This is a genomic window from Arthrobacter agilis, assembly GCF_030816075.1.
Lineage (GTDB): Bacteria > Actinomycetota > Actinomycetes > Actinomycetales > Micrococcaceae > Arthrobacter_D > Arthrobacter_D agilis_E.
Genome location: NZ_JAUSXO010000001.1, coordinates 2,369,499 through 2,385,318 on the forward strand (window position 1 = coordinate 2,369,499; position 15,820 = coordinate 2,385,318).

The 15,820-nt window shown below is 70.2% G+C and carries 14 protein-coding genes; 7 read left to right on the forward strand and 7 right to left on the reverse strand.

Annotated features, from left to right (window positions below; all coding sequences use genetic code 11):
* Window positions 1-156: 156 nt before the first annotated feature.
* Complete coding sequence (locus QFZ50_RS10960; RefSeq protein ID WP_307084118.1) at window positions 157-1,140, forward strand: acetylxylan esterase; 984 nt, start codon at window positions 157-159, stop codon at window positions 1,138-1,140.
* 416 nt (window positions 1,141-1,556) lie between these two features.
* On the opposite strand, the gene QFZ50_RS10965 is transcribed toward QFZ50_RS10960, so the two are convergent.
* From QFZ50_RS10965 to QFZ50_RS10980, 4 genes are all read right to left on the reverse strand, one after another.
* A complete protein-coding gene (locus QFZ50_RS10965; RefSeq protein ID WP_373462269.1) occupies window positions 1,557-4,130 on the reverse strand; it encodes a rhamnogalacturonan lyase in 2,574 nt (857 codons plus the stop codon).
* A gap of 123 nt (window positions 4,131-4,253) precedes the next feature.
* The gene (locus QFZ50_RS10970) at window positions 4,254-5,408 is read right to left on the reverse strand and encodes a mannitol-1-phosphate 5-dehydrogenase (protein WP_307084119.1); all 1,155 of its coding nucleotides are present in this window, start codon (window positions 5,406-5,408) and stop codon (window positions 4,254-4,256) included.
* Window positions 5,408-7,387 (reverse strand): PTS mannitol transporter subunit IICBA, encoded by a 1,980-nt coding sequence (locus tag QFZ50_RS10975; RefSeq protein ID WP_307084120.1) that lies wholly within the window; start codon window positions 7,385-7,387, stop codon window positions 5,408-5,410. The genes QFZ50_RS10970 and QFZ50_RS10975 overlap by 1 nt, the downstream gene beginning before the upstream one ends.
* 59 nt (window positions 7,388-7,446) lie before the next feature.
* Window positions 7,447-8,175 carry a TetR/AcrR family transcriptional regulator gene (locus QFZ50_RS10980; protein WP_307084121.1) on the reverse strand — a complete coding sequence of 243 codons (729 nt, stop codon included), beginning with the start codon at window positions 8,173-8,175 and terminating at the stop codon, window positions 7,447-7,449.
* 115 nt (window positions 8,176-8,290) lie between these two features.
* On the opposite strand from QFZ50_RS10980, the gene ptsP reads away from it, so the two are divergent.
* On the forward strand, window positions 8,291-9,976 hold the full coding sequence (ptsP, locus tag QFZ50_RS10985) for a phosphoenolpyruvate--protein phosphotransferase (RefSeq protein WP_307084122.1): 1,686 nt from the start codon (window positions 8,291-8,293) through the stop codon (window positions 9,974-9,976).
* An 88-nt stretch (window positions 9,977-10,064) separates the two neighbouring features.
* Here ptsP and QFZ50_RS10990 read toward each other — a convergent pair whose 3' ends face one another.
* The gene (locus QFZ50_RS10990; protein WP_307084124.1) at window positions 10,065-11,033 is read right to left on the reverse strand and encodes a DUF6807 family protein; all 969 of its coding nucleotides are present in this window, start codon (window positions 11,031-11,033) and stop codon (window positions 10,065-10,067) included.
* Window positions 11,030-12,178 (reverse strand): Gfo/Idh/MocA family protein, encoded by a 1,149-nt coding sequence (locus tag QFZ50_RS10995; protein WP_307084126.1) that lies wholly within the window; start codon window positions 12,176-12,178, stop codon window positions 11,030-11,032. Before QFZ50_RS10995 ends, QFZ50_RS10990 begins: the two co-directional genes overlap by 4 nt.
* A gap of 172 nt (window positions 12,179-12,350) precedes the next feature.
* On the opposite strand from QFZ50_RS10995, the gene QFZ50_RS11000 reads away from it, so the two are divergent.
* On the forward strand, window positions 12,351-13,400 hold the full coding sequence (locus tag QFZ50_RS11000; protein ID WP_307084128.1) for a LacI family DNA-binding transcriptional regulator: 1,050 nt from the start codon (window positions 12,351-12,353) through the stop codon (window positions 13,398-13,400).
* 9 nt (window positions 13,401-13,409) lie between these two features.
* Here QFZ50_RS11000 and QFZ50_RS11005 read toward each other — a convergent pair whose 3' ends face one another.
* Window positions 13,410-13,634: a hypothetical protein gene (locus QFZ50_RS11005; RefSeq protein WP_307084130.1), complete on the reverse strand. Its 225-nt coding sequence runs from the start codon at window positions 13,632-13,634 to the stop codon at window positions 13,410-13,412.
* 376 nt (window positions 13,635-14,010) lie between these two features.
* Here QFZ50_RS11005 and QFZ50_RS11010 point away from each other — a divergent pair, with 376 nt between their 5' ends.
* The 4 genes from QFZ50_RS11010 (at window position 14,011) to QFZ50_RS11025 (ending at window position 15,747) form a co-directional block, all read left to right on the forward strand.
* Window positions 14,011-14,742, forward strand: coding sequence for a GAF and ANTAR domain-containing protein (locus QFZ50_RS11010; RefSeq protein ID WP_307084131.1), 732 nt, complete (start codon window positions 14,011-14,013; stop codon window positions 14,740-14,742).
* Window positions 14,739-15,032, forward strand: a complete 294-nt coding sequence (locus QFZ50_RS11015) for a hypothetical protein (RefSeq protein WP_307084132.1) — start codon at window positions 14,739-14,741, stop codon at window positions 15,030-15,032. The genes QFZ50_RS11010 and QFZ50_RS11015 overlap by 4 nt, the downstream gene beginning before the upstream one ends.
* 29 nt (window positions 15,033-15,061) lie before the next feature.
* Complete coding sequence (locus QFZ50_RS11020; RefSeq protein ID WP_307084133.1) at window positions 15,062-15,349, forward strand: hypothetical protein; 288 nt, start codon at window positions 15,062-15,064, stop codon at window positions 15,347-15,349.
* A 98-nt stretch (window positions 15,350-15,447) separates the two neighbouring features.
* Entirely contained in the window at window positions 15,448-15,747 is a 300-nt protein-coding gene (locus tag QFZ50_RS11025; RefSeq protein ID WP_307084134.1) for a hypothetical protein, read from the forward strand.
* Window positions 15,748-15,820: the final 73 nt, after the last annotated feature.

Below are 15,820 nucleotides of genomic sequence, written 5' to 3' on the forward strand. Positions count from 1 at the left end.
CTCCTGGAAAACTTCTTCGTCGGCCATCGCGGTACGCCTTGGGAAAGCGTTATCCCACAGCGTAGATTGAATCGTATCAATGGTCAACAGTCTGATCCGGGACCAGCTTGTCCGCGCTCTATCTTCGCTCATCGAAGCCGTGAAAGGATGCACCCCATGCCCCAATTCGACCTGCCCCTGTCCCAGCTGCGGACCTATCTGCCCGATCGCGACGAACCCGCGGACTATGACGCCTTCTGGGACAAGACCCTCGCCGAGCAGCGGACCCACGCCGCCGCCCCCTCCTTCGAGGAGGTGGACGCGGGCTACACCCAGCTGGTCACGGAGGATGTCACGTTCGCCGGCTACGACGGCCAGCCGGTGAAGGGCTGGCTGCTCACCCCACGCCATCTTGCCGGCCCCCTGCCCACCGTCGTCACCTACATCGGCTACGGGGGCGGACGCGGACTGCTCGGCGAATGGACCGGACTGCCGAGCGCAGGATTCGCGCACTTCGTCATGGACCTCCGGGGCCAGGGCTCGGGCCACCGGACCGGCGACACCGCGGACGGCACCCTCAACGGGCCACACTTCGGTGGATTCATGACGCTCGGCGTTCAAGATCCCGAGACCTACTACTACCGCCGGCTGTTCGTGGACGCCGTGCACGCCGTCGAAGCCGCGCAGGCGCACCCCGCCGTCGACCCCTCCCGCGTGGTGATCTCCGGAGGCAGCCAGGGCGGGGGCATCACCCTCGCCGCAGCAGCCCTCGCGCAGCGCGTCATCGACACCCCGCCCGTCGGCGCCATCATCGATGTCCCGTTCCTCGCACACATGCGGCACGCCACGGAGATCGTCGACACGGCCCCGTACTCGGAGATCGCGAAGTATCTCGGCACCCGCCGGGACGCCGTCGACTCCGTCTTCCGTACACTCAGCTACTTCGACGGCGTGAACTTCGCGACGCGCAGCAGCATGCCGGCGATGTTCTCGGTCGGCCTGCTCGACGACGTATGCCCGCCGTCGTGCGTGTTCGCGGCCCACAACCACTACGCCGGCCCCAAGCGCATGAAGGTGTACCCGTACAACGGGCACGAGCAGGGCGGCGCCTTCCAGGACGTCGAGCACTTGGCCTTCATCCGGGAGCTCACGGGGGCCTGACCGCCGGGCGCCCGGCAGCACCCGCGTCCGGGCGTCCGATGGCGCCGCACCATGCCTGCCGACACCCGGAGGGCCTGGTACCCGGGCGCCCGACGGCGCCGCACCCGCGTACCTTTCCCCGGGGCCCGTACCCGGATGCCCGAGGTCACCGCGCCCGGAAGTCCCACCCTCGAGGGCGGGGGACGATCGCACCGTCACCCCTGCTCGTCGACGCGCAGGGATCGTTCCCTCCGGTGAGCCTCTCGCCCCTGACCCTGGCGCCCGATCCGGCGCCTTGCGACGTCCGCGCCGTCGGACCCGGCCTGTGCCCGATCCGGCGCCGTACGACGTCCGGCACCGACATGCTGCAGGAACAGGTCCGGCAGGACCGCGTGCCCGTCCGCACGCGATCCTGCCGGAGGTTCTGCCCGACGCCGTCAGTTCAGTGTGGCGAGGACCGCCGACCCCGCGTATCCGAGCTGGACCCGGGCGTCGTCCGACACAGTGCCCGGTTTCGTCTGCTCCAGCCGGTCGAGGAACTTCTGCAGGGCACGGGCCGCATTGCCGGACTGGTCCCGCTCCACGGCGCGCTGGGCCTGGTCGAGCGAAGCGCGCAGCTGCTGCGCGGCCGGGCCGGACACGCCGCCTCCTGCAACGGCCTGCTCCAGCTGTCGCTGCAGGGCGGGGAGCGCACCGGGCAGGAAGGCGTCCGGGACGGGCACGTCCGTGAAGTCGGTATCCGACGCCAGGTAGAAGCTGGTGTAGGCCGGCTGGTTGTAGGCCGTGTTCTGGCGGGCGATCTCCGCGCGGTACTGCGGATCGTGCATCAGGGTGTACAGCTTCCGGTCGGTCACCTCGGTGCTCATGAAGATCCGGATGGCGGAGCTGTCCGCCGTCCGGACGAGCAGCTCCTCGCGCCAGTCGCCGAGGACATCCGCAACGAGCGACGGGTTGCCCTTGGTGCCGTTGTTCGTCCGCGTGTCGGTCGCGGTGAGGAGGCGTCCGCGCCTCGCGTCGTCGATGGTGGTGGACTGGTTGGCCGTGCCGTTGACGAGCTGGGTGGTGCCATCGGCGGCCCACCGGATGCTCATGTTCGTGCCCGGGCCGCTGCCCGGAAGGAGCTGTCCCGACGCCGAACGGAGCCCCACGGCCCAGTTCTCGATACCGCGGACCGAGGGATCGATGTCACCGATCATGCCGCGGCCGGTGTCCTTGCCGGTGTAGCCGCCGAACAGGACCTCGCCGTTCGATGCGTCCCGCATGGCCCAGCCGTAGGGCGCACCCGTCGCACCCTCGTGCACGGAGAAGATCTCCTGGCCCGGGCGGTCGGGGTCGATGTCGGTGACGTGGATCGCGTCGCCGTGGCCCAGCTTCGCCTCCGTGCCGGGGGCGGCACTGCCGGCGGGGAGGGTGTCGAACGAGCTGTAGAGCAGCGAGCCGTCGTCGTCGATGGTGGCGCTGCCGTAGACGATCTCCTGCCGGCCGTCGCCGTCGACGTCCGCGGCACTCAGCGAGTGGAAGCCCTGCCCGGACAGCGCGCCGAACTCCTCGCTGCTGCCCCTGCCGCCGTGCGGGCCGTCGTTGAACGGGTTGGACATGGGCACGTGGCCCGAGTCGACGGCCCAGTCCTGGACGAGGTGCTCCCCGTCCCAGGTGTAGGCGACGACGTTGGCCCGCGTGTAGTAGCCCCGGGCGAAGACGGCCGACGGGTTCTCGCCGTCGAGATAGGCGACACCGGCCAGGAACCGGTCCACGCGATTGCCGGGCTCGATGCGCGCCATGGCGTAGTCCCCCCACAGCAGACCGTCGTCTCCCCGGCCCGGCTCGTAGGGGACGGTTTCGAGTTCGGCGCCGGTGGCTCCCTCGAACACGCTCAGGTATTCCGGGCCGTCGACGATGAAGCCCTCGAAGGCGCGGAGGTTGTTCCGCGCGCTCCGGGACGGGGCGTAGACGTCGATGAAGTAGTCCGCCATCGCGCGGGCATCGGCGTCGGACAGCGGGTAGTCGTAGCGCTGCGCGATCCCGAAGGCCTCCTCGAGCGTGGCGGGCCAGTTCCCTGCAGCGACCTCGGGGTGGTCCTGCCAGTCCCTGAACATCCCGACGACGTGCTCGTAGTACCCGGCGGCACTCAATCGGTAGTCGTCCGTATCCGTGTAGCCGGCGGCGAGGTCGGCCTCCGGCAACATCACGTAGCGCTCCGAGGTGATTGCACCGTCGGGTCCGTAGGTGGTCGTCTTCGTACCGGGCGCCGTCTTCAGCATCAGTTCGGACCGGCCGTCGCCGTCGAAGTCCGACACCATGAACTGCGTGTAGTGGGCGCCGGAACGGATGTTGACGCCGAGATCGATCCGGCTCAGCAGGCGCCCCTCCGCCGTGTAGGTGTCGATGTAGGTGTTGCCCGTGTAGCCGATCTGCGAGACGTCCTTCGAGTTCGAGGGATCCCACTTCACGAAGTACTCGTAGGCGCCGTCCCCGTCGACATCGCCGACGCTCATGTCGTTCGCCGCATAGGTGTAGGCCTCGCCCGTCGGCGTCACGCCGTCGGCCGGCCTGGTCAGCGGCAGGTCGGTGTACGCCTGCGTCCAGGGCGTGACCTCGGCACTCAGCTCCACCTCCACGCCGTTCACGACGGCGCCCACGCTGTACCGTGCAGCGGCGGCGGCCCCCTCCCCGGTCACGGCCGCATCGAGGTAGTTGGTGCTGTCCGTGACGGTGGCGACGGCTTCGCCGTTCCGGTAGACCGTGAAGTCCGTGCCCGTGAGGCCGTCCGACGTCGCGCCGGACACCTCGCCGGCCTTGAGCCGCCAGCTGAGGAACACGCCCTGCGGCGTCGCGGCGGCCACCAGCCCCCGGTCCAGGTACTCCAGGTGCACTCCCCCGATCGGAGCGGTGTTGCCGGCCCCCTGGCCCTGCGCCATGGCGGGGACGGCGAGACCGCTGAGGGTGAGGAGGGTGCCCGTGGCGAGGGCGACGCAGGTTGAGACCGCGGTTTTCTTGGCCGAACTCATCATTGAATCCTTTGATTGGAAAACGCTTTCCTTCATCAACCTAGGATTCGGGGCCGCCCACGTCAAGGCCCGGTGACGAAAAAGGGAGCAGCCGGAGCTGCTCCCTTTCCCGTCCGATCGCTGCGATCAGGCGTGATGGCCCGGCGCGTGCCGCGCGATGATCTCGCGTACCGACCCGTACAGCGGGTGATCCGGCTCGAGACCCGTGATCGACGTCGTCGCCTCCCCCGGCTCCTGGGCCGCCAGGATCTCGGCGAGTGCCGCGACCTCGGGATCGTCGGGCGCCGCGAAGGACAGCGCCGCCTGCATCGCCTCGAGCAGGGCGACGGGCTTCACCCCGGTTTCGGCCAGTTCGGCGGCCGGGCCGACGAACCGCTCGTGCCGGCTCAGCTTGCGCAGCGGTGCCCTGCCCACGCGCACCACCGTGTCCGGCAGGTGCTGGTTGGTGAAGCGGCGCAGGATCTTCTGCACGTAGGCCTCCTGCTCCGCGTCGTCGAACCCGTGCTTGGAGACCAGCAGCTGCTTCGTCTCCTCGAGCACGGCGCGGACCCGGGCAGCGATCTCCTCGTCGGCCATGGCGTCGGCGATCTTCTCTACACCGGCGGCGTAACCGAAGTAGGCCGCCGACGCGTGACCCGTGTTCACCGTGAAGAGCTTCCGCTCGATGTACGGCTCGAGGTCGTCGACATACGTCGCCCCGGGGATCTCGGGCGCGTTGCCCTTGAACGGGGTGCGGTCGATGACCCACTCGAAGAAGGTCTCCACGGTGACGTCCAGTCCCTGCCCGGCCGCCTGGTTCGGGACGATCCGGTCCACTGCCGTGTTGGCGAAGACCGCCTTCGAGGCGAGGTCCAGCGCGGCGCCGTCGTAGGTCTGCTCGACCTCACGGTGCAGGATGTCCGTCGCGTTGATGGCGTTCTCGCAGGCCATGACCTGCAGGGGTGCCAACCCGTCACCGCGCCGGGCGATCCCCCGCGCGATGACCGGAGCCAGGAACTTCAGGACATTCGGTCCCACGGCCGTGGTGACGATGTCCGCGCTTCCGATCTCCGCGACGACGTCCTCCTCCTGCGACCGTGAGTTGAGCGCCCGGTAGTTATCCACCGTCTTCACGGCCGGGTCCTCGCCGACCTCGTGGACGTCGTAGCTGGGCGTCGAAGCCAGCTGGTCGATCAGGGCGTCCGCGACGTCGGCGAAGACCACCTCGTACCCGGCCTCGTGGAGCAGGAGCCCCACGAAGCCGCGCCCGATGTTGCCCGCACCGAAATGTACTGCCTTCACTAAGCATTGACCTTTCCGAAGAGCGCGAGGACTTCGTCCACCGTGGTCGCCTCGTCGAGCTTGGCGACCTGGTCCTTGTCGGAGAACACCCGGGCGATCGCGGACAGGATGGACAGGTGCTCGTTGTTCACGCCTGCGACGCCGACCACGAACTTCACCTGCTTGCCGTTCCAGTCGATGCCTTCGGGGTAGCGGACGATCGAGACGGCCGAGCGCTTGATGAGGTCCTTCGCGGCGTTGGTGCCGTGCGGGATGGCCAGGAAGTTGCCCATGTAGGTGGGCACGGACTTCTCGCGCTCGTGCATCGCCGCCACGTAGCTCGAGTCGACCGCACCGCGGTCGACCAGCAGGCGGCCGGCCTCGTTGATGGCGTCCTCCTGGGTGGTCGCCCTGCCGTCGAGCACGACGCTCTGCTCGGCGAGGACGTCGTTGGCACCGGTGCCTGCGCCGTCGACGTCGGCCTCGGCTGCCACGGCGGCCGGCGTCGGGTTCTTGGGATCGACCCCGCCCTCGGCTGCCGCACTGGCACGGACCAGTTCCACGATCTCGTCGTAGCGCGGGCTGTTCATGAAGTTGTCGACGGAGACGTGCGTCGCACTCTGCGTCAGGGGCTCGGCGCGGGCGGCGAGGTCCTGGTGCGTCACGACGACGTCGTAGTCGTCCTTCAGGTTGGCGATGGCGAGGTTGACGACCTTGACGTCCGGGAAGCCGGCCGCCCTGATCTTGTTGCGGAGTACCGACGCGCCCATGGCGGAGGAGCCCATGCCGGCGTCGCAGGCGAACACGATGTTGCGGATCGGGCCCGTGGTCGCCGACGTGGAGCGGAAGGTGCCGGCGACGGAGCTCTTCTTGCCCTTCATGGTCTCCATCCGGGAGGCAGCACCCGCGAGGTCGCCGTCCGCCTGGTTCTTGCCCGTCTTGAGGATCACGGAGGCGACGAGGAAGGAGACGGCGGTGGCGAGGACGACGGCGAGGACGACGCCGAAGTAGCTGTCACGGGCGGTCTGGGCGATCACGGCGATGATGGATCCGGGAGCCGCCGGGGCCACGAGGCCCGCGTTGGTGATGCTGAGCGTCGCGATGCCCGTCATGCCGCCGGCGATCGCGGCCAGGATCAGCAGCGGGCGCATGAGCACGTAGGGGAAGTAGATCTCGTGGATGCCACCGACGAAGTGGATGATGGCTGCGCCGGGGGCGGAGGCCTTGGCAGCACCCTTGCCGAAGAACATGTACGCGAGCAGGATGCCGAGGCCCGGGCCCGGGTTCGCCTCGAGCAGGAACAGGATGGACTTGCCCTGCTCCAGGGACTGCTGGACACCGAGCGGCGTCAGCACCCCGTGGTTGATCGCGTTGTTGAGGAAGAGCACCTTGGCGGGCTCGATGAAGATGCTGGTCAGCGGGAGCAGCCCGTTGTTGACGAGGAACTGCACCACGTTGCCGGCGGCCGTGCTGAAGCCCTGCACCAGCGGTGCGACGCCGTAGAAGCCGAGCATCGCCAGCAACGCGCCCCAGATGCCTGCGGAGAAGTTGTTGACGAGCATCTCGAAGCCGGGCCGGATCTTGCCGTCCCAGATCGCGTCGATCCGCTTCATGGTCCAGCCACCGAGGGGGCCCATGATCATGGCGCCGATGAACATCGGGATGCCGGCCCCGACGATGACACCCATCGTCGCGATCGCGCCGACGACGCCGCCTCGGACGTCGTAGACCATCCGGCCACCCGTGTAGGCGATCAGGAGGGGCAGCAGGTACGTGATCATGGGGCCCACGAGCCCCGTATTGGCCACCCCGTCGGTCTCACCGAATCCGCCGAGCTGCGGTACGGGCAGCCACCCCTTCTCGATGAAGAGCGCCGTGATGAGTCCCCAGGCGATGAAGGCGCCGATGTTGGGCATGATCATCCCGGACAGGAACGTCCCGAATTTCTGCACGCGGACCCGGGCGCTGGTACCGGACCTCGCTTCTGTCTGAGTAGCCACATTCTTTCCTTACCGTCGTTCCGCAGCATTGCGGGGGGATGAATGCAGGTCGGGAAGCGTCAGCTTCCCGACCTGCTGGAGATGCGCTGGAGCCATTCGAGGAAGAGCTTGAGCTCCGAACTGGAGAGCTGGTCGGGGTGTGAGGACTGCAGTGCGGCGTTGAGCGCTATGGCGGCCACGACCACCGAGGGTGTCCCCTCCGTGTCCGTCGTCGGATCGCCCTCGGAATCCGTCGCCACCGCCGAGATCACGGCTTCCCGCGTCATCGCCGAGAGCTCGAGGTTGCGCTTCGCCGCCGGTTCCGCGATCAGCATGAGCGTGACGCCGATGTTGGCGGCGAGAACGCTGCGCGCGGCTTCGTGCGGTGTCACCACGAGGCGTGCCGCCGCGGCTGCCCGCACCAGGACCTCCTCGAGGAAGGCCTCTGCGCTGGCCACCATCGATGGCCGGCGCTCGGGCCGGATGTTGCCGAACATGACCAGGTACAGATGCGGATGGTCGAGGCCGAACTGCACGTGGTTGTCCCAGTGCATCCGGAGGTCCTCGACCGGCTGTCCCGACGTCGGGAGGTTCCTCTCGGCGTCGAGGTACTCGGAGAAGCCTTCGGCGACGACCGCGTCGAAGAGGCCCTCCTTGTCACCGAAGTGGTGGTAGAGGGTGGGTGCGGTGACGCGCGCAGCCTGGGTGATCTGCCGCGTCGAGACGGGTTCGCCGTTGGACTCCGCGAGCAGTGCCGCGGCGGCCCGGAGAAGCCTGGCCTTAGGCGTGGGTTCGCCTACTTTCTTCATGGCTGCTACCGTAGCACCTATAGCGCTGTTATATGAACTGGGTCACACGAACTTCCTGCCGAAGGCGTCACAATGGAGGAAGACGAACCAACCGGCAAGGAAGCGAGGACGTTCAATGGTGAATTTCGCAGGAGTCGGAGTCAGCCCGGGCCGCGTGATCGGTCCCGTACGCCACATGCCCTCCCCGGTCGGCGAACCGCCGGCAGGTGAACGCCATGAGACCCCCGACGCACCCGAGCAGGCGGTGGCCGCCCTCAAGGTCGCCTCCAAGGCGGTCCAGGAGGAGCTCAAACGGAGGGCCGAGATCGCCAAGGGCGACGCCCGGGCCGTCCTGCAGGCGACCTCCCTCATGGCCGCCGATCCCATGCTGCTGAAATCCGCCACGAAACTCATCAACAACGGCACCTCCCCCGCCCGTGCGGTCTGGGAGGCAGGCGCATCCGTCGCCGAGATGCTCCACAACCTCGGCGGCTACATGGCGGAGCGCACCGCGGACGTGCTCGACGTCCGTTCCCGCATCGTCGCCGAGCTGCGCGGACTCCCCGCACCCGGCATCCCGTCGTCGGACGTACCCTTCATCCTGGTCGCCGAGGATCTCGCGCCGGCCGACACCGCCACCCTGGACCCGGCGATGGTCCTCGCCCTCGTCACCTCCGGCGGCGGTCCGCAGTCGCACACGGCGATCATCGCCCGCTCCCTGGGGCTGCCCGCCGTCGTGGCCGCCACGGGCGTCGAGGCGATCGACAGCGGGGCCCTCGTGTTCGTGGACGGAGCCGCCGGGACCCTCACCCTCGACCCGGGGGACGAGGAGGAGGCGGCAGCCGAGGCCTACCGGGCCGCCGCGGCGGCGCTCACGGTATTCGACGGCGTCGGCATCACCGCGGACGGGCACGAGGTCCCCCTGCTGGCCAACGTGGGCGGAGCGAAGGACGCCGTCAAGGCCGCCGAGGCCGGAGCGCAGGGCGTGGGCCTGCTCCGGACGGAGTTCTGCTTCCTCGAACGTGACACGGAGCCCACGGCGGAGGAGCAGATCGAGGCCTACAAGGGTGTCTTCGACGCCTTCCCCGGCAGGAAGGTGGTGGTGCGCACGCTCGACGCCGGCGCCGACAAGCCGCTGCCCTTCCTCACCGACGCGTCCGAACCGAATCCGGCCCTCGGCGTCCGCGGCTACCGTACCGACCTGACCTCCCCCGGCGTCCTCGAACGCCAGCTCAAGGCCATCGCGGACGCCGCGTCGCAGGCCACTGCGGACGTGTGGGTCATGGCCCCGATGATCTCGACCGCCGAGGAGGCCGCCGACTTCGCGAAGCTGTGCAGCAACGCGGGCCTGCAGACCCCCGGCGTCATGGTGGAGGTCCCGTCCGCGGCACTGATGGCCGAGGCGATCCTCGGGGAGGTGTCCTTCGCGAGTCTCGGCACGAACGACCTCACGCAGTACACGATGGCGGCGGACCGTCAGCTGGGCTCCCTCGCCGCCCTGAACAACTCCTGGCAGCCGGCGGTCCTCCGCATGGTGCGGCTGACCGTCGAGGGCTCGGCAGCCGAGGGTTCCGCGAAGCCCGTGGGAGTGTGCGGTGAGGCGGCCGCGGACCCCGCACTCGCCGTCGTCCTGGTGGGCCTCGGGGTGTCGACCCTCTCGATGACGCCACGCGCGCTCGCCGGCGTCGGAGCCGTCCTCAACAGTGTCACGCTCGCCGAGGCGCAGCGCATCGCAGGCATCGCTGTGGCCGCACCCACCGCCGCGGAGGCCAAGGCGCGTGCCCGCGCCGAACTGCCCGCACTCGAGGCGCTCGGACTGTAGCGGGAGCGCCCGGCTCTCCCGGCCCGACGACGCCCCTGCCGGGCAGCCCCGGCGCGGTAGGGGCGGGGAACGGGAGTGCTCGCCCTGCCTAGGGCCGCGCGGCTTCGGCCGGTCCCCCGGCGTGCTCTGCTCCCGCGACTCCCGCTGCATCGACGAAGGCGGAGTCCGGCATCCGTCCGTCGGCGACGAGCAGGGACCAGCCCCAGTCGAACGTCTCGCCCGCGCCGAGGCGCAGTTCCGCGTGGAAGAACGGTGCGGCGCACAGCATGGGAGTGCCGGAGCTGCGGACGAACCACGGCGAGAGTCCGCCCGGGTTGCCCGGCGCCGGCACCATGAGCACCGATGCGGTGGCCGACCGGAGCCCCAGCCAGGCGCGTCTGCTGCCCATGGCGTCCTCCTCGCTGACGGACCCGGCGTCACCGGACGTCACGCGGAAGGACCCGGTCGGGGAGCCGGGACCACCCGATCCGACCGCAGCGCCGGCGACGATGTCGGCGCCGTCGAACGACGGTGCCAACCGGAGGAAGAAGCCCCCGTACCCCGCGTTCGGCCGACCGGCCGTCGTCGGGCTCCCGAACGCGACCACACCCGCGCTCGTGTTGATCCACCGGCTCCGCACCGAGGTGAGGACCCAGTCCGCACCGCCGGCGCGGACGGTCTCCGCATCCCACGTCCGCTCCTCGTGCAGGAACGCGCTCCCGTCCGCCGCGCACCACTCGAGCCGCTGCAGCACACCGGCGTCCGCGGGGGCGGTGGCGCCCCGCTGGGACCCGTTGTTCGGCAACTGCACATAGCCCTGCCCGTCGCTGTAGGTCGGTCCGCCCCAGAGATTGACCGGGTGCCGTTGGCCTGCGACCGCGATGGTGGACACCGCGATGCCGAGGCCCCAGTGCCAGGGGTGGTCCGCCGGCGCGTAGTCGCTGACGATGCCCCCGCCGGGCGTCGACACCGGATGGAGGAACGGGCGGGGTGAATGCTCGGCGGGCTCTCCCCCGCCGTCGTGCAGGACGCCGGCGAGCCGGCCGTCCGCGGTCCGGACCGGCGTCGGACCGGTCACGCCGCGGGTCCGTCCGGGCGGGCCTCCGGGCGGCCCTCGACGACCGGCGCCGTGAGGGCGCCGCGCACTGCGGGGTCGGCGAGGTCCGCCCTCGAGATCCAGCGGCCCTCGCGGACGGAGGCGTACATGGCGGTGACGATCTCCAGTGCGCGGGCCGGATGACCCACGATGCCGGGCATGCCGCGTCCGGCCAGCAGCGATCCGTAGATCTCGGCGAACAGGGCATCGTGCCCGCTCGGGACCTCCTGGTCGGGCAGTGCCCACGACGCCGCCGTCTGCTCGTCCACATGGGGTGCCGGTGTGATCCTCCAGTTCGCGTGCCCGTGGCCGTAGAGGTGCTCCAGCTCGATCGTCGCGTTCGCGGTGTCGATCCGCAGGAGGCTCGACTCCCGCGGCGCGAGGACCGTGGTCACCACGGAGGCGACGGCCCCCGACGCGAAGACGAGGGACGCGTGGGACAGGTCCTCCGTCTCGACGTCCCGACCGAGCCGCCACATCGTGGCGTGGACGGCGGACCACTCGCCCAGCAGGTAGGCCAGCAGGTCCACCTGGTGGCTGCCGTGGCTGAGCGTGGTGCCGCCTCCCTCGGTGGCCCAGGTACCGCGCCAGGGAACGGCGAAGTACTCGGCCGTGCGGTACCAGTTCGTCTGGCACAGCGCCGAGAGGGTCCGCCCGAAGGCACCCGAGTCCAGCAGCCCCTTCACGTGGGCCGCAGCCGTTCCCGAGCGCTGCTGGAAGACGACGGCGAGGCCGCGTCGGGCGGCGCGGCCGACCTCGACCATGGTGTCGAGCTGGGTGAGGCTCAGGGCTGCGGGCTTCTCGACCACCACGTGGGCTCCCGCCCCGAATCCTGCGGCCGTCTGTTCCGCATGACCGCCGGGCGGCGTGCAGATGTGCAGCACGTCGACGGGCACGTCCGCAAGCATGTCCTCGAGCGATGCGTGGCGCGAGTCCACGCCGTACGCCTCGGCGAAGGCCGCGAGGTGCTGCTCCGAGGGATCCGCGGCCGCGACCAGTTCCACGCCGGGCAGGAGGCGCAACGCCCGGGCATGGAGGTGGGCCACGCCGCCGGTTCCCAGGATGGCCGCCCTGAGTGGCGTGGCCGAGGAGGCGGTGGACGCGGCGGCTGGGCTCGGCAGGGGCACGGGGACCTCCATCATCGGCAGGGTTGCGGTCTTCGGAACCCTAACAGAGAAAGCGCTTACCCAATCGGGGTGGCGGACGTCGCCGCCCGCCGGAGCCGTGCAAGAATGAGCCTTTCCGCAGTTCGCAGGGCGCGGCCCGAGGCTACTGCCCCCATCATCAGGAGTGCACGCGATGTCTGCACCGGCAAGCAAGAGTCCCGCGACACTGCACGACGTCGCCCGGGAGGCGGGCGTCTCCCTCGCGACGGCGTCACGGTCCCTGAACGGCAGCGCGCGCAAGGTGAACGAGGCCTACCGGCAGCGCGTGGTGGAGGCGGCCCAGCGGCTCGGCTACACCACCAATCTCTTCGCGCAGGCCGTGGCCAAGGGCAGCACCACCACGGTGGCCCTGCTCGTGGCCGACATCGCGGACCCGTACTTCTCCAGTATCGCGGCCGGCGTGATCGATGCGGCGAGCGAGGAGGGGCTCGTGGTGACGATCGCCGTCACGGGCCGCAACGCCCAGCGTGAACTCGACACGGTCCGGGCCCTGCGCGGGCAGCGTCCCCGCGTTCTGATCCTGGCGGGCTCCCGGACCACCGGGTCCGCCTTCGAGGAGCACCTGCGGGCGGAGCTCTCCTCCTTCGAGGACACGGGCGGGAAGGTCGCCTTCATCAGCCAGGACGCAGCGCCGTTCGCGACCGTCCTGCTGGACAACCGCGGAGGCGCGCACGACCTCGCCGTCTCCCTGGCGGGGCTCGGCTACCGCGACTTCGCCGTCATCGCCGGACCCTCCGAGATCAGGACCTCCGAGGAACGCCTGGACGGCTTCACGGCGGGACTCGCGGAGCACGGCATCTCCCTTCCCCCCGAGCGCGTCGTCCACGCCGACTTCACGCGCGACGGCGGCTACCGCGGCACGCAGGAGCTGCTGGCATCGGGAGCGCACATGGACCTGGTGTTCGCCGCGAACGACGTCATGGCCGTGGGCGTCGTCTCCGCGCTGCGTGACGCCGGGATCGCCCCGGGTGAGGGGATCGGCGTGGCGGGCTACGACGACATCCCGACGGTCCGGGACATCACGCCCGCCCTGACCACCGTGCGCATCCCCCTCGAGGACGTCGGACGGCGCGCCCTCCAGCTCGCCACGGGGTCGGCGTACGACGGCGGCGCCGACAGCGGCGCCGGCCCGACCCCCATCACCACGGAGACGATCATCCGGGGCAGTACACCGCGTCGCTAGCACCGGACCTCACAGGGGCAGGATCGGCCCCGGGTCGGCGTTCCGGGCGGCGAGCTTCGCGACATCGTCCACCGGCAGTTCGGCGACCTCGGCGACGACCTCGATGTCCTCGCCGTGGCTGAGCGCCTCGGTCACGGCTTCCTTCAGGACCAGTTCGGCGCGGTCGAGCTCGAACTCGACGTCCTCCTTGTCAGCTGCTGCGACGCGGATCTTCTGCAGGTCATCGTTCGTCATGGCGTTGCGGGTCCCTCACTTCCTGGCTCGACGGCATCGACGGCGGCACACGCGCTCCGGAGGGCCTCCGGAGGATCGTCCGGACTACGGTGCCGGGTGACATCGTCGCGATCATCCTAACCAGACACCGGTCTGCAGGACATGGAGGGCGGGCGACGAGTACCGTGCACCGCGGGTGGACCGGCACCGGACCGGGCCGGGCCGTCTCCCCGGCCTCCCTGCAGGATGTCCGGTCCAACAACCCCTGTGTTCCGGCACCCGATCCGCTCGCGCCCGGCTAGGATGGGGGCAGCGGATCGGCGGCAACGTGCGATCGTGGTCTAGCAGAAGGCCCGTGGCGCCGGAATCACATCCGGCATGACGTCCGAGGCTACTGATGGACCTATTTCCCCCCTCCAACGAGTTGGGCGCGACGCTCGGTCGCATCCGCGGGCTGCTCCTCACGCAGGAGACGGCGCAGCACGCCGTGGATCTCCTCGCCGAGGTCGCACAGGAGACGACACCCAATGCGTCGGGCGCGGGCGTCTCGCTCATCCACGAGTCGCAGCGCACCAGCGTGGGTGCGACGGACGCACTCGTCCGCACCGCGGACGACCTCCAGTACACCCTGTCCGAGGGTCCGTGCCTGACGGCGTGGTCCACGCGGATGCCGGTGACGATCGAGGACACGGCCGCGGACACGCGGTTCCCGCGGTGGAGTGCGGCGGCGGCGGAGGCGGGCGTGCGGTCCTGCTTCAGCGTCCCCCTCCTGAGGGGCCACGACTCCCTGGGCGCCATGAAGGTGTACTCGACCCTCCCCGCCGCCTTCGACGACGCCGACCGCGCGCGCCTCACGAACCTGTCGATCGCCGCCTCCGCCCTGCTCGGCCACGTGCAGACCTCGGAGACGTCGACCCGGATCAGCAGCGAACTGCGGGAGTCCCTGCGCTCGCGCGATCTGGTCGGGATCGCGAAAGGGGTCCTGATGGCACGTGAAGGTCTCACGGAGGCCGAGGCGCTCGCAGCACTGACCGCGCGCGCCCGCAGCACGGGGGTCCCGTTCCGGCAGCTCACCGCCGACATCGTGAACGGCCACGGGGACGCCGGGACCAGGGATGCGTTCCGATGACGTTCCCCTACTCCGAGGAACAGCGGGCGCTGATCAACGCGGCCGTCGTCGAGTCCGGCTTCTCGGCGGGCGAGGTGTGGCTCCACTACTTCTCGATGAGCGGCGAGGTCGACGAGTACGAGGTGGAGGCGTACCTGGTGGGCCTGATGCCGATGCCCGCCCTCGACTGCGACCTGCTCGCCCTCGCCGTGAACGAGCTCATTGACGGACTGCCGCCGAGGAGGCGCGCACCGTTCAGCGATGAGCTCGCCCGGGCGCACGCCGGAGCCGGGGACGCCCGATCGGGGTGACTGTCGGACCTGCGGCATACCCTCGTCGCATGGCAGAACGACCGGGGTGGCACGGCATCCCACCCAGCGCTGACAGGTACGTCCCACCGCTCCAGCTCGACGCTCCTCCGGGCGGCATCACGGAGCCCGTGCGATCGCCCGCACTGTGGGTGGACCTCGACTACCCCGACGGCTCCCGCCGCACCCGGAAGGGGTTCGCCATGGCCTGGACGGACACGGCCGTCCGGGCCCAGTGGATCGAGTACTCCCGGGCGCGGGAAGCGTGGGTCGACGCCGCACGCTGCCGGCGTCGGGACCTGACGACCCAGGCGGCGTAACCGCCGGGGAGCCTCGCTCCCGGGCTTCCCACCGGGGCCCTCGTAGAGTGGGCGCATGGACAAGCCCACCCCGTGCATCGCGGTGCACGCAGGCGCGCGTGGCTAGGGCCGCCGGCTGGCACGGCCTCCCGCCGACCACGCATCGGTTCGTCGCTCCGCTCCAGCTCGAGGCGCCCACCGGGGGCATCACCGAATCCGCCTCCCCCGCACCGGCGCTCTGGGTGGATCTCGAGTATCCCGGCGGCGTCCGGCAGACCGTCCGGGGTTTCGCCATGGCATGGACCGCCTCGGCGGTCCTCGCCCAGTGGGTCGAATTCTCCATCGCCCGCGAGGCGTGGGTGCGCCCGGACCAGTGCACGCGGCGCGAGATCCCGCGCCGTCCGGGTCCGGACGACTGACCGTCCGTCTGCCCTTATTGTCACGCCCTCCTTCTTCCCCTACACTCTGGGTAAGCGCTTTCCAGAACGGCGT